Annotated in this window: 23 protein-coding genes and 3 pseudogenes; 12 read left to right on the top strand and 14 right to left on the bottom strand. The window is 39.9% G+C overall.

Annotated features, from left to right (window positions below; genetic code table 11):
* Positions 1-16 precede the first annotated feature (16 nt).
* On the bottom strand, positions 17-493 hold the full coding sequence (locus QQS40_RS01465) for a DMT family transporter (protein ID WP_289902178.1): 477 nt from the start codon (positions 491-493) through the stop codon (positions 17-19).
* A 133-nt stretch (positions 494-626) separates the two neighbouring features.
* On the opposite strand from QQS40_RS01465, the pseudogene QQS40_RS01460 reads away from it, so the two are divergent.
* Together QQS40_RS01460 and QQS40_RS01455 are read left to right on the top strand one after the other, a co-directional pair.
* Positions 627-913 (top strand): annotated as a pseudogene (locus QQS40_RS01460) (PTS sugar transporter subunit IIC); the annotation flags it as partial.
* Between the two features lie 127 nt (positions 914-1,040).
* On the top strand, positions 1,041-1,586 hold the full coding sequence (locus QQS40_RS01455) for a carboxymuconolactone decarboxylase family protein (RefSeq protein ID WP_128786839.1): 546 nt from the start codon (positions 1,041-1,043) through the stop codon (positions 1,584-1,586).
* Positions 1,587-1,675: 89 nt separating this feature from the next.
* On the opposite strand, the gene ypfJ is transcribed toward QQS40_RS01455, so the two are convergent.
* Positions 1,676-2,512, bottom strand: coding sequence for a KPN_02809 family neutral zinc metallopeptidase (gene ypfJ / locus QQS40_RS01450; RefSeq protein ID WP_128786840.1), 837 nt, complete (start codon positions 2,510-2,512; stop codon positions 1,676-1,678).
* Between the two features lie 177 nt (positions 2,513-2,689).
* Here ypfJ and lysM point away from each other — a divergent pair, with 177 nt between their 5' ends.
* The 8 genes from lysM to rplA all read left to right on the top strand — a co-directional run bounded on the left by lysM (position 2,690) and on the right by rplA (position 9,007).
* Positions 2,690-3,130 carry a peptidoglycan-binding protein LysM gene (gene lysM / locus QQS40_RS01445; RefSeq protein ID WP_128786841.1) on the top strand — a complete coding sequence of 147 codons (441 nt, stop codon included), beginning with the start codon at positions 2,690-2,692 and terminating at the stop codon, positions 3,128-3,130.
* Between the two features lie 213 nt (positions 3,131-3,343).
* Complete coding sequence (gene tig, locus QQS40_RS01440) at positions 3,344-4,642, top strand: trigger factor (RefSeq protein WP_289902179.1); 1,299 nt, start codon at positions 3,344-3,346, stop codon at positions 4,640-4,642.
* A 145-nt stretch (positions 4,643-4,787) separates the two neighbouring features.
* On the top strand, positions 4,788-5,369 hold the full coding sequence (clpP, locus tag QQS40_RS01435) for an ATP-dependent Clp endopeptidase proteolytic subunit ClpP (RefSeq protein WP_329505676.1): 582 nt from the start codon (positions 4,788-4,790) through the stop codon (positions 5,367-5,369).
* 9 nt (positions 5,370-5,378) lie between these two features.
* Positions 5,379-6,617, top strand: a complete 1,239-nt coding sequence (clpX, locus tag QQS40_RS01430; RefSeq protein ID WP_289902181.1) for an ATP-dependent protease ATP-binding subunit ClpX — start codon at positions 5,379-5,381, stop codon at positions 6,615-6,617.
* A gap of 121 nt (positions 6,618-6,738) precedes the next feature.
* A complete protein-coding gene (gene secE, locus QQS40_RS01425; RefSeq protein ID WP_289902182.1) occupies positions 6,739-7,155 on the top strand; it encodes a preprotein translocase subunit SecE in 417 nt (138 codons plus the stop codon).
* A 1-nt stretch (position 7,156) separates the two neighbouring features.
* A complete protein-coding gene (gene nusG / locus QQS40_RS01420; RefSeq protein WP_005695227.1) occupies positions 7,157-7,714 on the top strand; it encodes a transcription termination/antitermination protein NusG in 558 nt (185 codons plus the stop codon).
* A gap of 170 nt (positions 7,715-7,884) precedes the next feature.
* Positions 7,885-8,313, top strand: coding sequence for a 50S ribosomal protein L11 (rplK, locus tag QQS40_RS01415; protein ID WP_014064251.1), 429 nt, complete (start codon positions 7,885-7,887; stop codon positions 8,311-8,313).
* 4 nt (positions 8,314-8,317) lie between these two features.
* Complete coding sequence (gene rplA, locus QQS40_RS01410) at positions 8,318-9,007, top strand: 50S ribosomal protein L1 (RefSeq protein ID WP_005695230.1); 690 nt, start codon at positions 8,318-8,320, stop codon at positions 9,005-9,007.
* Between the two features lie 155 nt (positions 9,008-9,162).
* Here the strand turns inward: rplA and QQS40_RS01405 are convergent, their stop codons facing one another.
* The 7 genes and pseudogenes from QQS40_RS01405 to eno form a co-directional block, all read right to left on the bottom strand.
* Complete coding sequence (locus QQS40_RS01405) at positions 9,163-10,308, bottom strand: iron-containing alcohol dehydrogenase (protein ID WP_265469400.1); 1,146 nt, start codon at positions 10,306-10,308, stop codon at positions 9,163-9,165.
* A 48-nt stretch (positions 10,309-10,356) separates the two neighbouring features.
* Positions 10,357-11,538 carry a glutathionylspermidine synthase family protein gene (locus QQS40_RS01400; protein WP_289902183.1) on the bottom strand — a complete coding sequence of 394 codons (1,182 nt, stop codon included), beginning with the start codon at positions 11,536-11,538 and terminating at the stop codon, positions 10,357-10,359.
* Between the two features lie 2 nt (positions 11,539-11,540).
* Positions 11,541-11,801 (bottom strand): annotated as a pseudogene (locus tag QQS40_RS11205) (hypothetical protein); the annotation flags it as partial.
* 373 nt (positions 11,802-12,174) lie between these two features.
* Complete coding sequence (locus tag QQS40_RS01390) at positions 12,175-12,882, bottom strand: HAD-IA family hydrolase (protein WP_297568206.1); 708 nt, start codon at positions 12,880-12,882, stop codon at positions 12,175-12,177.
* A gap of 8 nt (positions 12,883-12,890) precedes the next feature.
* Positions 12,891-13,310 carry a DUF2251 domain-containing protein gene (locus QQS40_RS01385; RefSeq protein WP_297568204.1) on the bottom strand — a complete coding sequence of 140 codons (420 nt, stop codon included), beginning with the start codon at positions 13,308-13,310 and terminating at the stop codon, positions 12,891-12,893.
* A gap of 8 nt (positions 13,311-13,318) precedes the next feature.
* Entirely contained in the window at positions 13,319-13,957 is a 639-nt protein-coding gene (locus QQS40_RS01380) for an NUDIX hydrolase N-terminal domain-containing protein (RefSeq protein ID WP_297568202.1), read from the bottom strand.
* A gap of 71 nt (positions 13,958-14,028) precedes the next feature.
* Positions 14,029-15,339 (bottom strand): phosphopyruvate hydratase, encoded by a 1,311-nt coding sequence (eno, locus tag QQS40_RS01375; RefSeq protein WP_297568200.1) that lies wholly within the window; start codon positions 15,337-15,339, stop codon positions 14,029-14,031.
* Positions 15,340-15,626: 287 nt separating this feature from the next.
* Here eno and QQS40_RS01370 point away from each other — a divergent pair, with 287 nt between their 5' ends.
* The gene (locus tag QQS40_RS01370; protein ID WP_049357906.1) at positions 15,627-17,393 is read left to right on the top strand and encodes a DUF4153 domain-containing protein; all 1,767 of its coding nucleotides are present in this window, start codon (positions 15,627-15,629) and stop codon (positions 17,391-17,393) included.
* An 84-nt stretch (positions 17,394-17,477) separates the two neighbouring features.
* Here the strand turns inward: QQS40_RS01370 and pyrG are convergent, their stop codons facing one another.
* From pyrG to QQS40_RS01345, 5 genes and pseudogenes are all read right to left on the bottom strand, one after another.
* Complete coding sequence (pyrG, locus tag QQS40_RS01365) at positions 17,478-19,115, bottom strand: glutamine hydrolyzing CTP synthase (protein ID WP_065242715.1); 1,638 nt, start codon at positions 19,113-19,115, stop codon at positions 17,478-17,480.
* Between the two features lie 199 nt (positions 19,116-19,314).
* Positions 19,315-20,469, bottom strand: coding sequence for a lactaldehyde reductase (fucO, locus tag QQS40_RS01360; RefSeq protein ID WP_329505666.1), 1,155 nt, complete (start codon positions 20,467-20,469; stop codon positions 19,315-19,317).
* A gap of 82 nt (positions 20,470-20,551) precedes the next feature.
* Complete coding sequence (gene fucP / locus QQS40_RS01355; protein ID WP_065242717.1) at positions 20,552-21,841, bottom strand: L-fucose:H+ symporter permease; 1,290 nt, start codon at positions 21,839-21,841, stop codon at positions 20,552-20,554.
* Between the two features lie 42 nt (positions 21,842-21,883).
* Positions 21,884-22,378, bottom strand: a pseudogene (locus tag QQS40_RS01350) (L-fuculose-phosphate aldolase); the annotation flags it as partial.
* A 205-nt stretch (positions 22,379-22,583) separates the two neighbouring features.
* Complete coding sequence (locus QQS40_RS01345) at positions 22,584-23,333, bottom strand: DeoR/GlpR family DNA-binding transcription regulator (protein WP_065242721.1); 750 nt, start codon at positions 23,331-23,333, stop codon at positions 22,584-22,586.
* 127 nt (positions 23,334-23,460) lie between these two features.
* Between QQS40_RS01345 and glmU the strand changes: the two genes are divergently transcribed.
* Positions 23,461-24,831 (top strand): bifunctional UDP-N-acetylglucosamine diphosphorylase/glucosamine-1-phosphate N-acetyltransferase GlmU, encoded by a 1,371-nt coding sequence (gene glmU, locus QQS40_RS01340; protein ID WP_065242722.1) that lies wholly within the window; start codon positions 23,461-23,463, stop codon positions 24,829-24,831.
* Positions 24,832-24,902 lie beyond the last annotated feature (71 nt).

The following is a 24,902-nucleotide window of genomic DNA, read 5'->3' as shown; positions in this document are numbered from 1 at the left end:
AGAGACGTATTCTATCCTATCTCGCCCCAAATAGCTCAACCAACTTATCTCCAAAGAAATAAAATACTAATCCAAAGCCAACAATAATTAATCCAATAAATTTTGTGATATTTACTTCTCGAATCGGCATACCGATAAGACCAAAATGATCGATAGTGGCAGCCGTAATTAATTGCCCGATGATGATAAAAAATAACATCGCAGTAATCCCTAATTTAGGTGCAAGCAAAACGGTTGTGAACACGACAACAGCGCCAAGCACCCCACCAATTAATTTCCACCAAGGTTGTGATGGAATCGTGGATAAATTGCCCCATAAATCAGTTTTAGCCAAGGCGATAAAAAAGAGAAAAATCGTGCCTACCGCAAAAGAAATAAAGGTAGCAATCACCGCTTCACCACTCATGGCTTTCGCTAATTGCGTATTAATGGCTGATTGCGTCGCGAGTGCGACACCTGCTGCTAAAGCGATAATGAGATAAACAAAAAACATTAAAACTCCAAAGATAAAATTTAGCTTATTTTAACTGTTTCTTATTTGGAGCGAAATGCTTTCTATTCAGCAAAAATTATTTCAAAATCAACCGCACTTTGCGCTTAATTTATAAATACCTCAAAAATTCATTATGACAACAATGGAAATTATTTTAGTCACACTCATTGCCGCCATTTGCGGTATGGGGAGTGTATTGGACGAACGTCAAACTCATCGTCTCCAGTGGCCGCGGCAGGTCAAGTATTAACTATCTTCGTGCGTACTTTAATCATCTTCCTTCAACACAAAGCCGATGATTTTGCCGCAAAAGCGAACTTCCGTGGCATTGAATTCTGTCACTTCAGCGGTCTTGCATTACAAGCGTTACGTGTGGCGATTCCAACCTTCTTCGTTGCGTTAGTAGCAGGTACAGATACGGCAGCATAGCGACGCCAAAATAATCATAACTTTTGGCTATATGAAATAAGCTTTTCTTCTTTTTATTATTTAAGTTAGAAAGGTATTATCAAACGGAAATTTATGATTTATCCCGTAGGAGTAGTTTATGTCTCAATTTAAAATTCACACCATTGAATCAGCCCCTGAAGCAGCACAAGAAACTTTAAAAGCCGTACAAAATGCTAATGGTTTTATTCCAAATTTAATTGGTGTTCTCGCGAATGCCCCTACTGCACTTGAAACTTATCGCACTGTCGGTGGTATTAATGGTCGTAACAGCTTAACCGCAACAGAACGCGAAGTGGTGCAAATTACTGCTGCGGTAGTCAATGGTTGTGGCTTCTGTGTAGCAGGCCACACGAAGATCGCTTTAAAAGTATTAAAACTTGAAGAAGAGCTTGTAAACCAAATTCGTGCGACAGCTCGTATTGAAAGTGATAAAAAACTGGATACTTTAGCACGTTTCACCCTTGCCGTTATTTTGCAAAAAGCAAAATTAACTGAAGCGCAGCTTAAAGCATTCTTTGATGCAGGTTATACTCAAGAAAATGCTATTGATGTGATTTTAGGTGTCAGCCTCGCCACATTATGCAACTATGTGAACAACATCGCTGAAACACCAATCAACCCTGAATTACAGGCATTTGCATAATCAAGACAATAATAAAAGTGTGGCTCAAAATGATCTGCACTTTTTTTATGCTGAAATAAAAAGGTTGATATGAATCAGCCTTAAAGATCTTATTGGTTAAAGGTATTACACATAGAAGGGTTAGCGCTTTGCAAGCCTTTTCTGAACCATTCTAGACGTTGTGCCGATGTACCATGAGTGAAACTATCCGGTACCACATAACCTTGGTTGCGTTTTTGTAAACGGTCATCGCCCACAGCTTCTGCTGCATTAAATGCTTTCTCTTCATCGCCGCGTTCAAATAAACCACTTTTCACCGCTTGGCTCGCCCAAACACCGGCGAAACAGTCAGCTTGAAGTTCTAATTGAACAGAAAGTCGATTTGCAGTTTTGCGATCGCTGCTTTGTTGTGCTCGATTCACTTGCGGCAGGATACCAAGCATATTTTGCACATGGTGACCGACTTCGTGCGCAATTACATAAGCAAAGGCTGAATCACCTGCTGCACCCAGTTTATTTTTCATTTCATTATAGAATGATAAATCAAGGTAAACTTTGCGATCGCTTGGACAGTAGAATGGGCCCATTGCAGATTGACCCGTACCACAAGCGGTTGGGGTTACGCCATTGTAAAGCACCATGGTTGGCTCGCTATAGGTTTTACCCATTTGTCTAAAATATTGTCCCCAAACGGTTTCAGTATCCGCTAATACAACTTTAGAAAGACTCGCAAGCTGCTGTTCTTCTTGGGTTTCTAATCGTTGAGAGCTTTGTCCTGAAAAATCCGGTGTGCCCACTAAGCCTGAAAGATCCACGCCATAATAAGCACCAACTAATAAGATAATAATACCGAAAACACCAGTGCCTCTTCCTCCACCGAAGTTACCGCCGCCAGAGCCACGTCTATCTTCAATATTTGAGCTTTCTTTACGACCTTGCCAACGCATAATTTGTCCTTGCTGAGTGAGTAAATTGAAAATCGGCGTATTCTATCAAAGTGCGGTCAATTTTAGATCAGTTTTCTTGGAATATTTACATAGCTTTACACTCTGGTTTATAGACTTCTTAAGGGAATTTCAGTATCGTAATAATCCCTTAAACAAACATACAAAAGGAACGTTAAAATGGGTTTATTTGATTTTGTCAGTGACATCGGTAAGAAAATTTTTTCTAAAGAAGAAGAGGCGTCTAAAGCTGTGACTCAACACATTGCAGAAGACAATCCAGGCGTAGAAAACTTATCTGTTACCGTTGAAAATGGTGTAGCCAATATCCAAGGTGTGGCATCAACTGCAGCAGCATTAGAAAAAGCAGTATTAATGGCGGGTAACATTCAAGGTATCCACTCAGTAACAAGCGATGCAAGCATCAATAACGGTGAAACCTTAAGCAGTGATGAAACATTCTATGTAATCCAAAAAGGTGACACTTTGTGGAAAATCGCTGAGAAAGCTTACGGAAATGGCGCGAAATATACCGCTATCGTTGAAGCGAACAAAGAAGTGATTAAAGATGCGGATAAGATTTTCCCAGGTCAAAAAATTCGTTTACCGAAAGGTTTATAATTCGATAAAAAGTGCGGTTATTTTTGACCGCACTTTTTTCTTTATTCAAAATTGTTGATAAATTGTGCAATTTTAGCCGGTTTTCTATTGATTTTTCCGGTTTCTATCGACTGTTTGATTTTCTTTCGCTATAATTTGGCGGTTTTTTATTTTTACAAACAATAACGTGTTCGGTGTGGTTTTTACCGAGTGCAACATTAATTGAGGTTACAAATGTCATTAAATATTGAAATAACTCAAGGTTTAGAGCGTCGTGTGACGATCACCGTTCCAGCTGAAGCTGTAGAAAAAGCAACTCGTGAAGAATTTAAACGTGCAGCAAAAAATGTACGTGTTGATGGTTTCCGTAAAGGTCATGTGCCAGCTCACATCATTGAACAACGTTTTGGCGCATCAATCCGCCAAGATGTATTAAACGATTTATTACCACGTCATTTTTTTGATGCAGTAATCGCTGAGAAAATCAACATTGCAGGTCGTCCAACTTTCGCTATCGAAACGTTCGAACCTGGTAAAGATTTATCATTCACTGCAACTTTCGAAGTGTACCCAGAAGTTGAATTAAAAGGCTTAGAAAACATCAAAGTTGAGAAACCAACTGTTGAAATCACTGAAGCTGATATCGATAAAATGATCGATGTATTACGTAAACAACAAGCGACTTGGGCTGAAAGCAAAGCTGCAGCGAAAGCAGATTCACGCGTAACAATCGACTTCGTTGGTTCAGTAGATGGCGAAGAATTCGAAGGCGGTAAAGCAACTGATTTCGTTCTATTCATGGGCCAAGGTCGTATGATCCCTGGTTTTGAAGAGGGCATCGTAGACCACAAAGCAGGGGAACAATTCGATATCAATGTGACTTTCCCAGCAGAATATCATTCTGAAAACTTAAAAGGTAAAGATGCAAAATTTGCGATCACCTTGAAAAAAGTAGAAGAAATGGAATTACCTGAATTAACAGATGAGTTCGTTGCCAAATTTGGTCCAAACACCAAAACTGTGGCAGATTTACGTGCAGAAATCCGTAAAAACATGGAACGTGAATTGAAAAACGCGTTAGTTTCTCGTGTTAAACAACAAGTCATCAACGGTTTAATCGAACAAAACCCAATTGATGTTCCAGCTTCTGCAGTAGAAGAAGAAATCAACGTATTACGTAACCAAGCCGCACAACGCTTCGGTGGCAATGCACAACAAGCTGCACAATTACCACGCGAATTATTTGAAGCTGATGCAAAACGTCGTGTTCAAGTCGGTTTATTATTCTCTGAAGTGATCAAATCAAACGAATTGAAAGCGGATGAAGAACGTGCGAAAGCAATGATCGCGGATATCGCTTCTGCTTACGAACAACCCGCTGAAGTAGTTGAATATTACAGCAAAAATGAAGAGTTAATGAACAACATTCGCAATGTAGTATTAGAAGAACAAGCAGTTGATGCCGTTCTTGCTAAAGCTCAAGTGACTGAAAAAGCGTCTTCATTTGATGAGATCATGAATCCACAAGCATAATAATTGATAGCACGTGAATTAAATTCACAGGTATATCATCGAAAAGTGCGGTCGTTTTTTTCAATGAAAAGCGACCGCATTTTTGTTTTTACTGATTTTCGGGTAGAATATTGCCCGATTTTTTAGCACATATTTAGGGGCAAAAATGAGTGTAATTCCTATGGTTGTCGAACAAACCTCTCGTGGTGAACGTTCGTATGACATTTATTCCCGCCTATTAAAAGAGCGCGTGATCTTTTTGAGTGGTGAAGTAGAAGATCGTATGGCAAATTTGATCGTGGCACAGCTACTTTTCTTAGAATCAGAAGATCCGAAAAAAGATATCAATATTTATATTAACTCACCAGGCGGTTCAGTGACTGCGGGTATGGCAATTTACGATACCATGCAATTTATTAAACCAGATGTGCGTACTCTTTGCATTGGCCAAGCTTGCTCAATGGGCGCATTTTTACTTGCAGGAGGCGTAGCAGGAAAACGAGCTGCATTACCGAATGCACGAGTGATGATTCACCAACCGTTAGGTGGTTTCCGTGGACAAGCATCAGATATTCAGATTCACGCACAAGAGATTCTTAAAATTAAGCATACTTTAAACGAGCGCCTTGCTTTCCATACTGGTCAAAACATCGAGCGTATCGAAAAAGACACTGATCGTGACAACTTTATGTCGGCGGAAGAAGCAAAAGCTTACGGCTTAGTGGACGATGTGTTGATGAAACGTTAAGGATTTAACATGACAACAAATGATAACGATCTTCACTGTTCTTTCTGCGGAAGAGAAAAAAGTGAAGTAGGTAAATTAATTGCAGGTACAGAGGGTTATATTTGTAACGAGTGTATCGAGCTTTGCCACAGTATGTTGGAAGACAGTGGAGAAATCAAAACACCTAGCGAACTAGCAGTTGAAGAAAAATTACCGACACCGCACGAAATTCGTGCTCACTTAGACGATTATGTGATTGGACAAGATTATGCGAAAAAAGTCTTGTCAGTGGCGGTTTACAATCACTATAAACGCTTACGTACGAACCACCAAAGCAATGATGTGGAATTAGGTAAAAGTAACATCTTGTTAATCGGTCCAACAGGTAGTGGTAAAACCTTATTAGCTCAAACTTTGGCGCGCCGTTTAAATGTACCTTTTGCTATGGCTGATGCGACGACGTTAACTGAAGCTGGTTATGTGGGCGAAGACGTGGAAAACGTGCTGCAAAAATTATTGCAAAACTGCGATTACGATACGGAAAAAGCAGAGCAGGGCATTATCTATATTGATGAAATTGATAAAATCAGCCGTAAATCAGAAGGTGCGTCTATTACTCGTGATGTATCTGGCGAAGGTGTGCAACAAGCCTTGTTAAAATTAATTGAAGGCACTATCGCATCTGTACCGCCACAAGGTGGACGTAAACACCCTCAACAAGAAATGTTGAAAGTGGATACCTCAAAAATCCTCTTTATTTGTGGTGGGGCATTTGCCGGCTTAGATAAAATTATCGGTAAGCGTACACAAACTGACACCGGGATTGGTTTTGATGCGAAAGTAGAGAAAGAAGAAGAGAAAGAAAATCTTTCTGAATTATTCCGCCAAGTTGAGCCGGATGATTTAATGAAATTCGGTTTGATTCCAGAATTTATTGGTCGTCTTCCAATGATTGCGCCATTAAGCGAATTAGATGAAGAGGCGTTAATTCAGATCCTGACTCAACCAAAAAATGCACTGACCAAACAATATCAAGCATTATTTGGCTTAGAAGATGTGGAGCTTGAATTCACCCCAGAAGCATTAAAAGCGATGGCGAAAAAAGCCCTTGAACGTAAAACCGGTGCACGTGGTTTACGCTCAATCGTTGAGGCTGTGTTGTTAGATACGATGTATGATTTACCTTCAATCGAAAACTTGCAAAAAGTGATTGTGGATGAAGAAACTATCGTTGATAACAAACCACCGAAGCTCGAATATAAAAACTAATAGAAAGTGCGGTTGTTTTTTCTAACATTTTTCATAGGCAATCCCGAAAGAAAATGCTACAATCGCACGTTCTAAAATTAATCTAAAAATTATTTATCCCTTATTTTATACGGATTCACTTATGGCAACTGAAATTGTTGAGAAAAAGAAACACGACCAAGAACAAGTCGTAGAAGGAAAATCAAAAGGCTTAAATACGTTTCTTTGGATTCTTTCTGTGGCATTTTTTACTGCTGCAGCGATTGGTAACGTTTATTTTAAAGACGCCTTCTCTTTACCTGTACGTGTAGTTGGCGTAGTTGTCGCTTTATTAATTGCCTTTGGTTTAGCTGCAATTACTAATCAAGGTACAAAAGCTCGTACATTCTTTAGCGAAGCAAAAGTTGAAGGTCGTAAAGTGGTATGGCCCACTCGTGCAGAAACACGTCAAACAACTTTAATCGTTATTGGGGTAACCGTGCTTACCTCTTTATTCTTCTGGGCAATAGATTCAATTATCATTGCATTGATTAACTTCTTAACCGATTTGAGATTCTAAAATGAGCGAAACTGAAAACGTATCCAAAAAACGTTGGTATGTATTGCAAGCATTCTCAGGCTTTGAGAGTCGTGTTGCAATCACATTGCGTGAATATATCAAACAACAACAAATGGAAGATCAGTTTGGTGAAGTGTTAGTGCCGACTGAAGAAGTTGTTGAAAATGTTGCGGGTAAGCGCCGTAAAAGCGAACGTAAATTCTTCCCCGGCTATGTATTAGTTGAAATGGCAATGAATGATGACACATGGCACTTAGTGAAAAGCGTACCACGTGTAATGGGCTTTATCGGTGGTACACCAGATAAGCCTGCGCCAATTTCTAAACGTGAAGCAGATTTAATTTTAAATCGTTTAGAGCAAAGTGCTGAAAAACCACGTCATCGTAAAGAATATCAACCAGGTGAAGAAGTGCGTGTGACAGAAGGTCCATTTGCTGACTTTAATGGTACGGTTGAAGAAGTGGATTACGAAAAAGGTCGCTTAAAAGTGTCTGTATCTATCTTCGGTCGTGCAACACCCGTTGAGCTTGAATTTGGTCAAGTAGAAAAAACACGTTAATTTCCCTTTACCAAAATAAGAAATTTAATGGCCGCACTTAAAAATAAAGTGCGGTTGTTTTTCGAGTAGTTTTTCTGCTTGAAATTTCGAGGCTGATTAATTAAAATACAGCCTTTCATTAACAGGGGAGCCGATTTCGGCGTTATCACCCATTTAGAGGAAACTAAAAAATGGCAAAAAAAGTCCAAGCATACGTTAAGTTGCAAGTTGCAGCGGGTATGGCAAACCCATCACCACCAGTTGGTCCTGCATTAGGTCAACAAGGTGTGAACATCATGGAATTCTGTAAAGCATTCAACGCTCGTACTGAGAGCTTAGAAAAAGGTTTACCGATTCCGGTTGTTATCACTGTATATGCAGACCGTTCATTCACTTTCATTACTAAAACTCCACCAGCAGCAGTATTATTGAAAAAAGCTGCAGGTATCAAATCTGGTTCTGGTAAACCGAACAAAGATAAAGTGGGTAAAGTAACTTTAGATCAAGTTCGTCAAATCGCTGAGACTAAAGCAGCAGATATGACTGGTGCGACTATCGAAACTAAAATGAAATCAATTGCTGGTACTGCTCGCTCAATGGGCTTAGTGGTGGAGGAATAATACGATGGCTAAATTGACTAAAAAAATGAAAGCAATCAAAGCTGGCGTAGATTCTACTAAAGCATACGAAATCAACGAAGCAATTGCGTTATTAAAACAATTCGCAACGGCTAAATTCGTTGAAAGTGTTGACGTTGCAGTAAACTTAGGTATCGATCCTCGTAAATCAGACCAAAACGTTCGTGGTGCAACTGTATTACCACACGGTACAGGTCGTGAAGTACGCGTAGCTGTGTTCACCCAAGGTGCTAACGCAGATGCAGCTAAAGAAGCTGGCGCTGATTTAGTCGGTATGGAAGATTTAGCAGAGCAAATCAAAAAAGGCGAAATGAACTTTGACGTTGTTATCGCTTCTCCTGATGCAATGCGTGTTGTTGGTCAATTAGGTCAAGTATTAGGCCCACGTGGTTTAATGCCAAACCCTAAAGTTGGTACCGTAACACCAAACGTTGCTGAAGCAGTTAAAAATGCTAAATCTGGTCAGATCCGTTATCGTAACGATAAAAACGGTATCATCCACACAACAATTGGTAAAGCAAACTTCTCTGAAGTTCAATTAAAAGAAAACCTTCAAGCATTATTGGCTGCTTTAAACAAAGCAAAACCAACTACTGCAAAAGGTATCTTTATCAAGAAAGTAAGCATCTCTACAACTATGGGTGCTGGTGTGGCTGTTGATCAAGCTTCACTATAATTAAGCGTTAAAACTTAATTCAAATTAACCGCACTTTGGGTAACTAAAGTGCGGTTATTTTTTACATGCTTTTCAATAAGTGAAATGTTGAGAATATAAAAAGAGCGCTCAAATTTCATTATATTTTGAATTTGACCGCTCTTTCTTATGAGAGATTACTTCGCTAAAGCGAAAATTGCTTCAATAGCTTCTTTGGTATAAATCTTATCCATTTTCGCCTTAATCGCAGTTTGAACCGCATTATCAACAATTTCAGCTAAGGTTTTATCATCAATGTTAAGTTGTTCAAGGCGGGTTGGTGTACCGATTTTATCAAACCAAGCTTTTAAGGCTTGAATACCCTCTTCAGCCTTATCTAAGCCAAATATTTCTTTAGCAAAGCGTTTGAATTGAGCAGGTCTTTGAGATTGATACCATTGCATCCACGCAGTCATAATTACAGAGAGCCCTGCGCCATGGGGTACATCTGAAATCGCACTCATGGAATGCTCAATCATATGATTTGGGAAACCGTAAGGTGAGATACCTAAATGCGTTAAACCGTTCAACGCCAGTGTAGCCGCCCAGGCAAATTCGCCACGCGCATTGAGATCTTGTGGATCATTGAGCAAGATTTCAGTCGTACGAATAACAGTTTTAATATTGCTTTCTACTAAGAAATCAATAATTTCAGGACGATATTCAGCTGTGAAATAGGCTTCAATAGAATGAGCAATAATATCTGCGGCAGAATACACTAAATAATCACGACTGACGGTCGCTTGCAATTTCGGGTTAATGACAGATACTTTTGGGAATAAATGATTGCTGTGAATTGAATATTTTTGCTGTGTTTCTTCATTGGTAATGACGGCTCCCCAGTTCATTTCACTGCCTGTTGCCGCAAGGGTGATTACATCGAAAATCATTAATGCTTTTTGCACCGGTGTGCCTTTAAAAAAGTCCCAAGTATCACCCTCATAGCACGCACCCGCTGCGATCGCTTTCGCACTATCAAGGCAAGAGCCACCACCGATACTCAACACGCTGTCAGCTCCAAAGTCTTTCGCCATTGCAACGGCTTCACGAACTTTACTGATTGTCGGGTTGCTTTTTACGCCACCACATTCAATGTATTCAATGCCATGTTCACGTAAGCTTTTCGCCACATCTTCAAATAAACCGGATTGTTTGACACGTTCACTACCATAGATAATTAAGGCCTTTTTTGCACCGTATTCATGCATATATTTACCCATCTCTTTTTCTTTATCGAGACCAAATTCAATGCGAGTAGGGTTTTGAAAACTAAATGGATACATATTTATCTCCTTATTATCTGTTAAGTGCGGTCAGTTTTTGCGTTGTTTTTATTCCACAAAGTAATGCGGAATGAAGTGACTATCATTGCCAGTAACTGGGGTAAAATCTTCTCTCAATCCAATGCCACAAGCCACATCACCCACTACCCAAGAACCAATCATAGGGTACATGCCATCAAAATTTGGCAGTTCAAATTTTTGTTGATAGATGTAACCAGCTTGATCGTAAAAGGCTGAATGTTCGCTACCTTTGGCGGCAAATTCCAGACCATTACGTTTTTCATAGTAAGAAACATTGGCGCCTTCACGACCTAACGTCGGTTTTTTCACCCATATTGATTGGCGATCGGTAATATCATGTTTACTAAAGTAAGCGGGTAGTAATAAAGGGTGGTTTGGATGTTTTTGCCACAATTTCTCTAATAGCACTTTATTACTTAATAGTAATTTCCACGCGGGTTCAATAAAAGTGGTGGATGAATTAAGCATGTGTGGTGCATATTCTGTCGTAGTCATCCATTCAAGCGGATAGAGCTTAAATAAACAATCAATAGGTTGATTATTCAGATCGAGGAATTGCTGACTGTCTTTATCGTAGCCAACATCTTCAATGGCAAGTTGATGAATATGCCAACCTGCGTTGTAAGCCACATCCGCCAAGTAATCGATATTGCCCCAATCTTCACGGCCCGCTTCTTGCATGGCACTAAAATGGAAATCGTTTAGCCCTGTTTGCTGTTGAATAAACTGAAAGCGATTGAGTAATTCTTCGTGAATCCAATTGAATTGGTCACGATGTGCTAAGCCTTCAATTTGCTCTAACCATTGCCATTGCACCACAGCAGCTTCAAGCAGGGAAGTAGGGGTGTCGGCATTGTATTCAAACATTTTGAGGTTTTCGCCGTCATAACCAAAATCAAAACGGCCATATAAGTGCGGTACGTTTTTAGCCCATGTTTGTTCAATCAGATTTTTCTGTAAATCGGTGAAGCGATAATGGGCATAATCACCTTGTTTAATTTCATCGGCAACAAAATCCATACACATTGCATGCAATTCGTTGGTAGCATCTTCAATGTGATCGATTTCAGCTAAGGTAAATTCATACGCTACATTATCCGACCAATAATGCGAGCCATCAGAGGAAGGCAGATTATAGTAATCAAAGCCCACATCTAATAATTGTTGCACCATATCGGGGCGAGTGGGAAAACCGGTGATTCGTTTCATATTTAACCGCCTGAGCTACGGCTGCTGCTTGAATTTGAGCTTTTAAAGCCACCGCGTGAAACTGGTTTGCTGTAAGTGCTGCCTGCATTACCTTTCACTAATACAGGTTTACCGACAGAACGATTAGTTTGCGGTTGAATAACTTGGCCCGTTGGCGTTGAAACGGCACGGTTACTTGGATTGTAGCTTGGACCTAAAAATGAGCCCATCGTACGCGCGATCATATAACCCATTGCGGCACCTGCAATCGCACTGCCCATACTACCGTGTCCTTCTCCTGTTGCAGAACTCGTGTGGCTTGTTCCCTCAGAACCGCTTGAGTTGCCAGAGTGAGTTGCGCCATCTGGATTTAAGGTTTGTTTGACGGTCTGATTGTCTTCTGACCATTCACTATTATTGCTTGGACGTGTATTTAAATTGCCCGAGAGAGAGGAGCCAGATCCAGCATGTGTAGTTGTGCTGCTGTTATTTTCATTAGATTGGTCAGCTTCGCATAATTCAATTTTTTGCCAATCAGCTAAACAATCCTCAAGGCTGTTATAAACATCACGTTGAACTTGCTCTTCTGAGCAGCCGCCCAATAAAGCCACAATAGAAAGGCTGACGAGAACTTGATTTTTCTTTTTTATCATAGGGTTAAAGTGTTAATAATTCAGTTAAATGATTGATTTCTAATGTAGGCAAAACACTTGCTTCAGTAAATGAATTGAGAGCTTTGCCTGATAAATTAATCCATACAGCTTGGCAGCCAGCTTGAATGGCGCCTTGAACATCCGTGGTTAAGTTATCACCAATATGTAAAATTTCACTCGGTTTTATGCCAAAATGATCGGCGGTTTGGTGGAACAAATCTTGATGAGGTTTCGCTCTGCCTTGCTCTCCTCCACGTAAACTCAGTTGAAAGTGTTCAAATCCAATACGTGTTGCAATCACATTGCCGTTAGTAATTACGCTTAGCAGGTAGCGATCTTTCAGTTGATTCAGCACTTCAATGCTTTCTGCGGGTACATCAATTTTATGCCGCCATTCAATAAATTCTTCCATAGCGATGGCCAAAGTGCGGTCAATTTCAACCGCACTTTTACTATGATGCGCCAGTAAGTGTCGTAACGTTTCGACCCGCCAGGCGATCACATCTTCAGCAATCAAGGGATCTTTCTCCGCCAGTTGCCATTTCCATTCTCGCCAATATTCTGAGGTAAGCTCGCTCAGTTGTGCGTGTTCTTGTACACATTGAAGAAAGCGTTCTTCGGCCAAACGAATGACATCACTATTATCGTAAAGGGTGTCATCAAGATCAAAACTCATGACCTTGAAAGGCTGAAGACCTCGGTAAAATCGCATAGTTAATCCTATTTAATGGTATTGACACCAAGCCATGCTGTCGCACGTTCATTGGTGATTTCTTCGTGTGTCCACATGCTCATTAAGTCAGGCTGAGGATGTTTGTTAGTGTTATAGCCGATCAAATGAGCAAAATCAAATACGGCATGCGGATAGCCGTTAATGAGCAATAAGGCTAAATAACCACTTTCATCCCAGCAGATTTCTAATTTACGTGCTTCGTGGTGATTGCTTGTGTTATCGACGTTATAAACATGTAAGCAATCGACAACAGGCTGCGCATTTTGACGCATATCTAATGCATAAAAATAGCCCGTTTCACCGTCATCTTCAAACATTACCGCCAAATGGTCATGTACAGTTGAATGTGTGCCTACTTGCTTTGCTTGACCGAGAAAGAGTTGATCTTCGAGGGTTAAATGTAACATGGTATTTCCTAATCAAATTGTGTAGTCCAGTGACTACTATGGTGTGCTTGAAAGCAAAGTTCAACCTGTGCGGGCGTATTTTTTTCTTCATTCATTGGTGGCAGTTCATTCAACGTAAAATAGGCAGATTGAACGGTTTCACTATTTGGTTGAAATTCGCCACTTAATGGTTCGCACATGACAAAGGTTTTGAGTACAGGATGCGCAAAAGGCGGAAAATTGCGTTTATGTTGTTCGTGAATAGCAATAATGAAAGTCGGTTTAACATTAAGCCCCGCTTCTTCGCGTACTTCTTTAATCGTATTACTATGAATGGTTTCTAGCACATCTATCCAGCCGCCAGGCAGTGACCAAAGTCCATCATTTTCTTGTACTAATAAAATTTTATCATCTTTGAAAATAGCTGCGCGCGAATCGATTTTAGGGGTTTGATAACCAGACCCATTGCAGAAAAACGATTTGACAGTTTCTTTGGGTATGGCTGTTTTATAAGCGAGCATTTCAGCAGACAAATCCCGCAAGCGTTCATAGCGTTCAATATCATAGATATTTTTGCAATAAGTTAGCCCGTTTTGTGCAATGCTTTGAATTTCGATAGCCCAAGATAACCAAGGTTCAGTAAGCAATGAATTAGATTGAGTATTCATAAAAACTCCCTAAAAAAACACCGCACTTTTATACAAAGTGCGGTGAGATTTTACAGTAAATTCAGCGTGAATTACGCTTGACCTTTAACCGCTTTTAAGCCTGGGAATGCTGCTGGAGTACCTGCGCGTTCTAATGCTTCTTCAATACGGATTAATTGGTTGTATTTCGCAATACGGTCAGAACGGCTCATAGAACCAGTTTTGATTTGACCTGCTGCTGTACCAACCGCTAAATCAGCGATAGTCGCATCTTCGGTTTCACCTGAACGGTGAGAGATAACCGCAGTGTAACCTGCATCTTTAGCCATTTTAATTGCCGCTAAAGTTTCAGTTAAAGAACCGATTTGGTTGAATTTGATTAAGATAGAGTTTGCGATACCTTTTTCGATACCTTCTTTTAAGATTTTGGTGTTAGTGACGAATAAGTCGTCGCCCACTAATTGAACGCGATCGCCTAACACTTTAGTTTGGTATGCAAAACCTTCCCAGTCAGATTCATCTTGACCATCTTCGATAGACACGATTGGGTATTGTTTGGTTAATTCTTCAAGATAGTGTGTGAACTCCTGAGAAGTGAATGAACGGCCTTCGCCTTTCATTTCGTATTTGCCAGTTTCTTTGTTGTAGAACTCAGAAGATGCACAGTCCATTGCTAAAGTGACGTCTTTACCTAATACATAACCTGCTTTTTCTACAGCTTCTTTGATACATGCTAAAGCGTCTGCGTTAGATGCTAAGTTAGGTGCAAAACCACCTTCATCACCTACAGCAGTGCTCATGCCCTTAGATTTTAATACTTTCGCAAGGTTGTGGAATACTTCTGCACCGATACGAAGTGCTTCACGTAACGTTTTCGCGCCAACTGGTTGAATCATGAATTCTTGGATATCAACGTTGTTATCTGCGTGCTCACCACCGTTGATGATGTTCATCATTGGTAATGGCATAGAGTAAACGCCTGGCGTGCCGTTAAGTTCTGCGATGTAAGCGTAAAGAGGTAAACCTTTAGACGCTGCAGCGGCTTTTGCGTTTGCTAAAGATACCGCTAAGATTGCGTTTGCACCGAAGTTAGATTTGTTTTCAGTACCGTCTAAATCGATCATGATTTGGTCGATTTCAGCTTGGTTAGACGCTTCTTTACCCACTAATGCATCTGCGATAGGACCGTTTACTGCAGCAACCGCTTTTAATACACCTTTACCTAAGAAACGAGATTTGTCGCCGTCACGTAATTCTAATGCTTCACGAGAACCGGTAGATGCACCTGATGGAGCAGCTGCTAAACCAACGAAACCACCTTCAAGATGAACTTCAGCTTCTACAGTTGGGTTACCACGAGAGTCGATGATTTCACGACCAATGACTTTAACGATTTTTGCCATTTTGTTTTCCTCTGTTTAAAGTTAATTAAAATTAGTTAGGCGAACCTAAAGTGGCAATATAATAAAGCAAATTTAGAAATTTGTCTTGGAAAAATGATCGCACTTTGATCTGTATCTTATTTTTTAATTAAGTGCGGTAAGTTTTTATCTCTTTTTCGCCAATTATTTCTTTTATTTCAGTGGAATTGCCTTCAAAAGTTGGTTACAGTTGCACGAAATTTCGTATTATTTTACGAACAATTATTTATTCTTAATTGAGACTTTGTTGCATTGAAAAAGGAATCATTATGTCTCTTTCGACTTTTTTTCAGCAAACCAAAACACAAATAAAATCAGTGATATCTACCCATCCGATCGAAATATTCATGATTGCTGCGTTTGCTCTTGGAATTTGGTTTGTAGATATGAATTCAGAAAAAGATCATTTAGCTTATTGGCTATTTGAGCCGATGCTGCTTGCCTTTATTTATTTATCTCGCCCATATTCTTGGTATCGTTTTTCATGGATTGTGCCTCTCATTACTGTTTTCACCATTTGGCAAGTGAATGATAATGCTGATTTTTATTGCTATAGCCCTAAGTTTTGGGGCGCAAATTTTATTGCGTTACTGATGTTATTAGGGTTTCCATTTGAAAAAAATAATCAAGGGTTTACCTACCGTAATTTTATCAATCTATTCCATCTTGGCTTAGCAACGGCAGTATGGTTATTGGTATTTGGATTAATAGCGGCTATTTTATTTACGATTACAACACTCTTTAATATAGCGTTTTCTGATAGTTTCTATAGTCACGTTTATATGTCTTTAGGCATTTTTACTCAGCCACTGTTTTTCTTAGTATTCCAACAGCGCCAAGTTAAATCGGAAATGACGTTAAATCGCATTTTTGACATTTTAGTTAATTTCGTATTAGCACCAGCATTGATTATTTTCACTGTGTTGCTTTATGCTTATGTTGTTCAAATTATTTTTGAAGGCGTATTACCAAAAGGCATGCTGGCGAATATTTCCTTGCCTTACCTGCTTGGTGGTTTAGGCGTATATGCATTACGTTCTATTTGTGCTAAAGCCAGCTGGGAAACTTTCTTTAAGTTCTATCCATATCTTGCTATTGTGTCAATCGTGTTGCTATGGCTGGCGATTGATCGCCGTATTAGTGCCTATGCTTGGACGGAACAGCGTATTTATTTAGTGGCTTTGGCTACGGCGATTACGATTGCTTATGCGATCCTGATTGTGCCAAAAGCACGTCAATACCGGCTGATTTCTGGAGTTGTAATGGTGGCAATTTTTGCCATGACTTGGGTGGTGAGTCCGAAAGAAATTGCTTATCAAAGCCAAACGGAACGTTTTGAACAGTTATTAACAAAACTAAATTTATCTGATGGACAAGGAAAAATTCGTGATGATGTAGATTTTGTAGAGCGTTTAGAGAATATGCCGAAGAGCGAGCTTAAAGATTGGGAAGAATTAGATAGTGTATCAGACTATTTGCTTTACAGTATAGAGCTAGACTCTTCTGTGGAAGATGCTTATCAAGAAAGACGAGAGGTATTTAAGAAGCAATATGGTGAAAAATCGAAAGAACTTTTGGCATTCAATATTTATCGTGATGAGATCCGCATCAATGAGCGAATAATTAGCGACCGAAAAACAACAGTGGGATTTGAATGGAAATCAATTGATGTCACGCCGTATAAAAAATGGATTCATGTACCGATGCCTGGATTTGCTCGTACAGAGATTCAGACTTATATGAAATCTGATGAAAAAGCGGATAAGCACAAAGAGAAGCCAGAGGTTTGCTTTGTTGAAGATCATGACAGATATTGTACGAATATGGATGAACATATTCACAAAGTATTCAAAGAACATCAGCTAGACCCGATGAAAAAAATCTCTCAAGCTGAATTTAAATCGCTTAGCCAAGATTTATTAAAAATTGATAGACCAAGCTTTACGATTTATTTGAGTGAGCTTGATATGCAATTTAGTCAAGAAAAAGGCTATTACTACAAGGAATTAACCGTCGAAGCTATTTTCGATAAATAGACCATATATAAAAAGTGATCTGGACCCAAAGTAGGTGTCCCGATTTTGGGGTGCAGATCACTTGTTTATGGAATTATCAGTAAATTACTTTTCAGTTTTTAACTGATTTTCTCTGGCTGCTTTGACAAAGCCTTCAAATAATGGGTGACCATCACGTGGCGTTGAGGTAAATTCTGGGTGGAATTGACATGCCACAAACCATGGGTGGTTTGGTACTTCGATGATTTCCACTAATTTACGATCAGCCGATAAACCTGTCACTTTAAGACCCGCTTTTTCAATTTGTGGAAGCAGGTTATTGTTCACTTCATAACGGTGACGGTGACGTTCTTCAATCGTTTCTTTGCCATATAATGCACGCGCTTTTGAGCCTTCAATTAAATGGCATTGCTGTGCCCCTAAACGCATCGTGCCACCGAGATCTGAATTGTCGTCACGAGTTTCAATGTGGCCTTCCGCATCTTGCCATTCTGTAATCAAACCAACTACTGGTTGTTCGCAGTTACGATCAAATTCAGATGAGTTGGCTTTTTCAAGACCAGCAACGTTGCGCGCGTATTCGATTAACGCAATTTGCATCCCTAAACAAATACCGAGGTAAGGAATATTGTTTTCACGCGCATATTTTGCTGTCAAAATTTTACCTTCTACACCGCGATAGCCAAAGCCGCCAGGTACTAAAATACCATCTACGCCTTTTAATACGTCAGTGCCTTTGGTTTCAACATCTTGAGAATCAATGTATTTGATATGAACACTTAAACGGTTTTTCAAGCCTGCATGTTTTAAGGCTTCATTCACTGATTTATAAGCATCAGGTAATTCAATGTATTTACCAACCATACCGATGGTCACATCGCCCACAGGGTTGGCTTCTTGATAAAGCACTTGTTCCCATTCAGAAAGATCGGCTTCAGGACAGTCTAAGTGGAAACGTTGACAAATGAATTCATCTAAACCTTGTGATTTCAATAACGCCGGAATTTGGTAGATTGAATTCACATCTTTTAATGAGATGACCGCACGTTCTGGTACGTTACAGAATAAGGCGATTTTTGCACGCTCGTTTGGTGGAATCATGCGATCTGAACGGCAGATAAGCACATCCGGTTGAATACCAATTGAAAGTAATTCTTTTACAGAATGTTGTGTCGGTTTGGTTTTTACTTCGCCTGCAGTTGGGATATATGGCACTAATGTTAAGTGCATAAAGAGAGTATGCTCACGGCCCACTTGTACGGCAAGTTGACGAAGGGCTTCTAAGAATGGAAGTGATTCAATATCACCCACTGTTCCGCCCACTTCCACGATTACCACATCATGGCCTTGTGCACCGGCAATCACACGATCTTTGATTTCATTGGTGATGTGTGGAATAACTTGAATTGTCGCACCTAAATAATCACCACGACGCTCTTTGCGTAATACTTCAGAATAAATTTTACCTGTGGTGAAGTTGTTGCGTTTGGTCATTTTGGTACGAATAAAACGCTCGTAGTGACCTAAGTCTAAATCGGTTTCCGCCCCGTCTTGTGTCACGAACACTTCGCCGTGTTGGGTTGGGCTCATTGTACCCGGATCCACGTTGATGTAAGGGTCTAATTTCATAATAGTCACGTTTAAGCCACGTGCTTCTAAAATGGCTGCCAATGATGCTGCAGCAATACCTTTACCTAACGATGAAACCACACCGCCTGTGACGAAAATATAATTTGTAGCCATAGTGAGAGACCTAAAAATGTTGGGATAAAAATGATTATAGCCAATCATCTTTTATGCAAATTTCTGCAGGATGCTGAAAAGTGCGGTCAAAAATAAAAGAAAAAGATGACTAGCTATCAAGACGGGAGGATAGTCTACCTTATTTATTGAGTTAACTCAACGGAAGAATAATCGCTCTAGATTAATTTTTATCAATGAATTATTTAAACGCTAATCTATAGATTTCTAAAATATCCTCTGCTGTGCAATCACGCGGATTGCCTCCAGTACACACATCATTAAGTGCATCTTGAGAAAGAGAGAGAAGATCTTTTTCTTGAACGCCTATCGTGTGTAATTTTTCTGGAATTCCGACATCTTTAGAAAGTTGTCTTACAGCATTAATTGCCGCTTTGCGATATTCATCTTGGCTCATGTCATCTACGCCTTTTACACCCATTGCTCGGGCAATTTCACGGAATTTTTCACCCGTTTCAGGCGCATTGAATTCCATAACATAAGGCAATAAGACAGCATTGGCGATACCATGCGGAGTGTCATAATAGGCAGAAAGCGGGTGTGCCATGCTGTGTACGATATCTAAGCCTACGTTTGAAAAGCCCATCCCAGCAACATATTGACCAAGCGCCATGCCTTCGCGTCCTTCTTTGGTGTTTTCTACCGCACCACGTAAATGTTTAGCAATTAAACGAATCGCTTCCAAATGCAAAGCATCGGTAAGTGCCCAAGCGGCTTTGGTGGTGTAACCTTCAATAGCATGGGTTAGTGCATCCATGCCGGTGGCAGCGGTCAAACCTTTAGGCATGCTGGACATCATGTCAAGATCGACTACAGCGACTACTGGTATGTCGTGTACATCTACGCAAACAAATTTGCGTTTATTCGCTTCATCGGTAATCACATAGTTGATGGTGACTTCAGCGGCAGTGCCTGCTGTAGTCGGAACAGCAATAATGGGTACACATTTGTTCTTGGTAGGCGCAACACCTTCAAGAGACAGAACGTCTTCAAATTCAGGGTTATTGATAATAATGCCGATAGCTTTTGAAGTATCTGTAGGAGAACCTCCTCCGATAGCAATTAGATAATCTGCACCACTTTGTTTGAATTTTGCCACACCTTTTTTGATGACATCGACGCTTGGGTTAGCTTTCACTTCGTCAAAAATCTCGTAAGCAAGCCCTGCGTTGTCCAAAAGTGCGGTGACTTTTTCCACCACTTTGAATTTAATCAAATCCTTGTCCGTCACCACTAAGGCTTTTTTAAAGCTACGGATTTTGACTTCATCCACAATATGTTGAATAGCGCCGGCACCGTGATAGCTGGTTTCGTTAAGAATCATTCGATTAGCCATAAAATATACTCCTTTACTTAAGATGATAAAAATGCGTAAAAAAACGACCGCACTTTTAAGCGAAGTACGGTCATGTTTTACATTATTTTAGAACTTTCCAACTTCTGAAGCCGTAAATCGCGATAACGACGAAGCAGATTAACGGTAGGATAAATGAGAAGTTGACAGCCGGTAATCCCATCACTTCGCCTTGGTCGATGATCATACCTTGCAACGGAGGCATTAACGCACCGCCTACAATTGCCATCACTAAACCGGCGGCACCTAAGGTAGATTCTTCTTTTAAGCCGTAGAGTGCAATGCCGTAAATGGTTGGGAACATGAGTGACATAAAGCCAGAAGTTAAAATTAAGCAGTACAAGCCCCACACACCGTCAATGAAAATCACACCGAGGATGCTGAAGAAACCGCCGATAGCGAACAACATGAGCATGAATTCGGCTTTAAGATATTTCATTAAGCTTGTGCTGATGAAACGGCTGGTAATAAAAATCCCCATAGCGATGATGTTGAAGTTTTGCCCTTCCGCTTTGGTGAAGCCTAAACGTTCGGCATATTGTACGATGAAAGTCCAGCACATAATTTGTACGCCAACGTAGAATACTTGAGCAATCACACCTTCGCGATATTTCGGCTTCTTAATTAAGCGAGCTACGGCCTCTTTAAAAGAAAGGCGGGTATCACTCTCCTCTACCTTCACTGAAGGCATTTTATATAAGGCGATGATGACTAACACTGCAACAACGACAAAACCAAGTGCAACGTAAGGGTCACGGATTTCGGCTAAGTCGTGGGTGCGAATGCCCATTTTTTCTGTTTCGGATAAAGTATGGTAAATCAAGTTTCCAGCAGCATCCCGTTTATCGGATTCCAAATTGGTTAAGACTAATTGAGATGCGACGAACATCCCGGTAATAGAACCAAGTGGATTAAAGGATTGGGCAAAGTTTAAGCGACGGGTAGCCGTTTGCGGATCACCCATGGCTAAAATGTAAGGATTTGCTGTTGTTTCAAGAAATGCCAAGCCAAAAGTCAAAATATAAAGAGAAATTAAGAAGAAATTGAACACTTCATATTTAGCAGCTGGCCAGAATAAGAATGCACCGACCGCATAGAGCGCTAAACCTAGAAGGATACCTGCTTTATAACTATAGCGACTGGCAAATAATGCAGCCGGAATTGCCATGGTTCCATAACCACCATAAAAAGCAAATTGTACTAAAGCTGCTTCAGATGCCGGAATTTCCATGACTGTTTGGAATACGGCAACCATAGGATTGGTAATATCATTCGCAAAGCCCCACAATGCAAATAAGCTTGTAATAAGAATGAAGGGCACAAGATATTTTTTTTCTAAAACTTTAGCGCTCATAATCTTTTCCTTGTTTAAATAAGTGATGAATCTATTTGCGGACTATTCTTCAATGCGCAGCCCATAAGTGTGGAATTTTCCTAAAACCACGTTCATTTGTTCTTTGCTTAATAATGGAATTTCTAAGCCCGTTGATAACAATTTCAAATACCAAGATGCTAATACTTCGACTTCTTGTGCTAACCATAAGGCTTTGTCTAGGTTTTCACCACAAGCGATCAAACCGTGATGAGAAAGTAAAATCGCTTTGCTTTCTTTAATGCCTTCGCCCACATAGGACGCTAATTCGTGAGTACCGAACGTTGCATAAGGCACACAAGGGATATGATCGGTGCCACCAACCGCGACCATGTAATGAATGGCCGGAATCGGTTTTTCCAAAATAGAAAGCCCTGCGCAGTTTATAGAATGGTTATGCACCACCGCATTGGCTTCAGGGCGTGCTTGATAGACAGCTAAATGGAATTGCCATTCACTAGACGGCAGTTTGTTTTCTTCGTGTTTACCTTTGCCGTCTACATACACAATGTTTTCCGGTTAACATTTATGATGAAAGGTGAATAAGCTGATATCAACTTAACTTGGTATTATTTTTGATAAAAAGAATGTAATAAGATAGACGAAATGCAAAGTAGATTTCAGATTTGTGAAAGAGATCACACAAAAGAATTATTTTTTTTATAAAGTAGATGCCCGATTTTCTTATTTTTATCCTAAAAACAGTCAATTCGGGCATATTTATCTATAAAACAGTCATTGTATCTGTTTTATCACAATATTGTTGTAAGAGTGGCGAAAGGGGGGAATCCGTAAAAATGGTATCCATTTTATTTAGCTCGCTTAATTGTATGAGGCTTTTTTTCTCAAATTTTGACTGATCTGCAAGTAAATAGCATTTTTCTGATGCTTCCATCATTTTTCGTTTTAGTGAGGCATTGAGTTCGTTTGATTCCCAAATATTACCTTCGTTATCAATGCCTGAGCAGGAAAGAATAGAAAAATTGATATGTAAGCGCTGTAATAAATATTCGGATAAAGGCCCATAGAAAGCTTCATATTTTGGAGAGTAAACTCCACCAGTCACTATTGTTTTGATATTGGGCTTATTTACGAGAGCATTGATGTTAAAAATTGAGTTTGTCACAACCGTGCAGGGGATATCAGGCATGAGATATGCAAAGTACCAACTGGTGGAGCTTGCATCGAGGCCAATCACAGCATTTTCATAAAGTAATTCAAGGGCATTTTGGGCAATATGTCTTTTGGCTGCAGCATTGATATGTTGTCGTATTTGAAAAAAAGATCCTATATCATTCGTTTTTCCGCTAACAGCGCCACCATGAATGCGATAGAGTAAACCTTTTTTTTCTAATCGATTAAGATCTCTACGAATGGTCTCTACTGACATTTCGCATTGCTGGGCAAGTTCTTGCACACTAACTTTCCCTTGGTGATTTAGTAGTTGTAAGATGATTTCGTCTCGATTACGCATGCGTACCTCTATGGGTTGAAAAGTTTTTTCTATTATAGGATTTTCTTAAAAAGATAAACAACTTATCATTCAACCCTTTCTACGATAGAATACGCCCAAAAATTTTTTATCAAGAAGAGAAGAATTTATGACAAATAAAGCATTAAGTGTTGTGATTTTAGCAGCCGGTAAAGGCACTCGTATGTATTCTGATTTACCAAAAGTCTTACATAAAGTGGCAGGAAAACCAATGGTAAAACATGTGATCGATACAGCGAATCAATTAGGTGCAGAAAATGTGCATTTGATTTATGGTCACGGTGGCGAATTAATGCGTGAGCGTTTGGCAAATGAAAGTGTGAACTGGGTATTCCAAGCGGAACAATTGGGTACAGGACATGCTATGCAACAAGCAATGCCTTTTTTCCGTGATGATGAAAATGTTTTAATGGTGTATGGCGATGGCCCAATGATCACACCGGAAACATTGCAAAAATTAATCGATGCGAAACCTGAAAATGGTATCGCAGTGTTAACCGTCGTATTAGATAACCCAACAGGTTATGGTCGAATCGTACGTGAAAATGGCAAAGTTGTAGGGATTGTTGAACAAAAAGATGCAACGCCTGAGCAGCTTAAAATTCAAGAGATTAATACAGGTGTGTTAGTTTCAGATGGTGCAAGTTTCAAAAAATGGTTAGCGCGTTTAGATAATAATAATGCACAAGGCGAGTTTTATATTACTGATGTAATTGGCTTAGCTCATCAAGATGGTTGTCCGATTGTAGCTGTGCAAGCAACTGATTTTATGGAAGTTGAAGGGGTAAATAATCGCCTACAATTAGCCAAAATGGAACGCTATTATCAACGTAAACAAGCAGAAAAACTTTTACTTGCAGGTGTGATGTTGATTGACCTTGAACGTTTTGATTTACGCGGCACATTAGAGCACGGTAAAGATGTTGAAATTGATGTGAACGTGATTGTGGAAGGTAATGTGCGCTTGGGCGATCGTGTGAAAATTGGCGCTGGTTGTGTATTGAAAAACGTGACTATTGGTGATGATGTTGAGATCAAGCCTTATTCTGTTTTAGAAGATGCAACAATTGGTGAGAAAGCGGCGATTGGCCCATTCTCTCGTTTACGTCCAGGTGCTGAATTAGCGGCTGAAACCCATGTGGGCAACTTCGTGGAAATTAAAAAATCTACAGTAGGTAAAGGTTCTAAAGTAAATCATCTCACTTATGTAGGTGATACCGAAATCGGAGAGAACTGTAACATTGGTGCAGGTGTCATTACTTGTAACTATGACGGTGCAAATAAATTTAAAACAATCATTGGTAACAATGTATTTGTTGGATCGGATACACAATTAGTCGCGCCAGTTACTGTGGCAGATGGTGCAACCATTGGAGCTGGTTCAACGATCACTCAAAATATTGAGAGAGATGAGCTGGTGATCACTCGTGTGCCACAACGTCATATTCAAGGTTGGCAAAGACCGGTGAAGAAAAAGTAATTAACATTGCAAGGCGAACCAATGTGTTCGCCTTTTATGATTTGATGCCTTTTACTTTATAAAGGTTGTTC

The organism is Haemophilus parainfluenzae (assembly GCF_036288925.1).
GTDB lineage: Bacteria > Pseudomonadota > Gammaproteobacteria > Enterobacterales > Pasteurellaceae > Haemophilus_D.
Note: the sequence above shows the minus strand (reverse complement) of the source record. Positions and strands in the feature narration are given on the sequence as shown.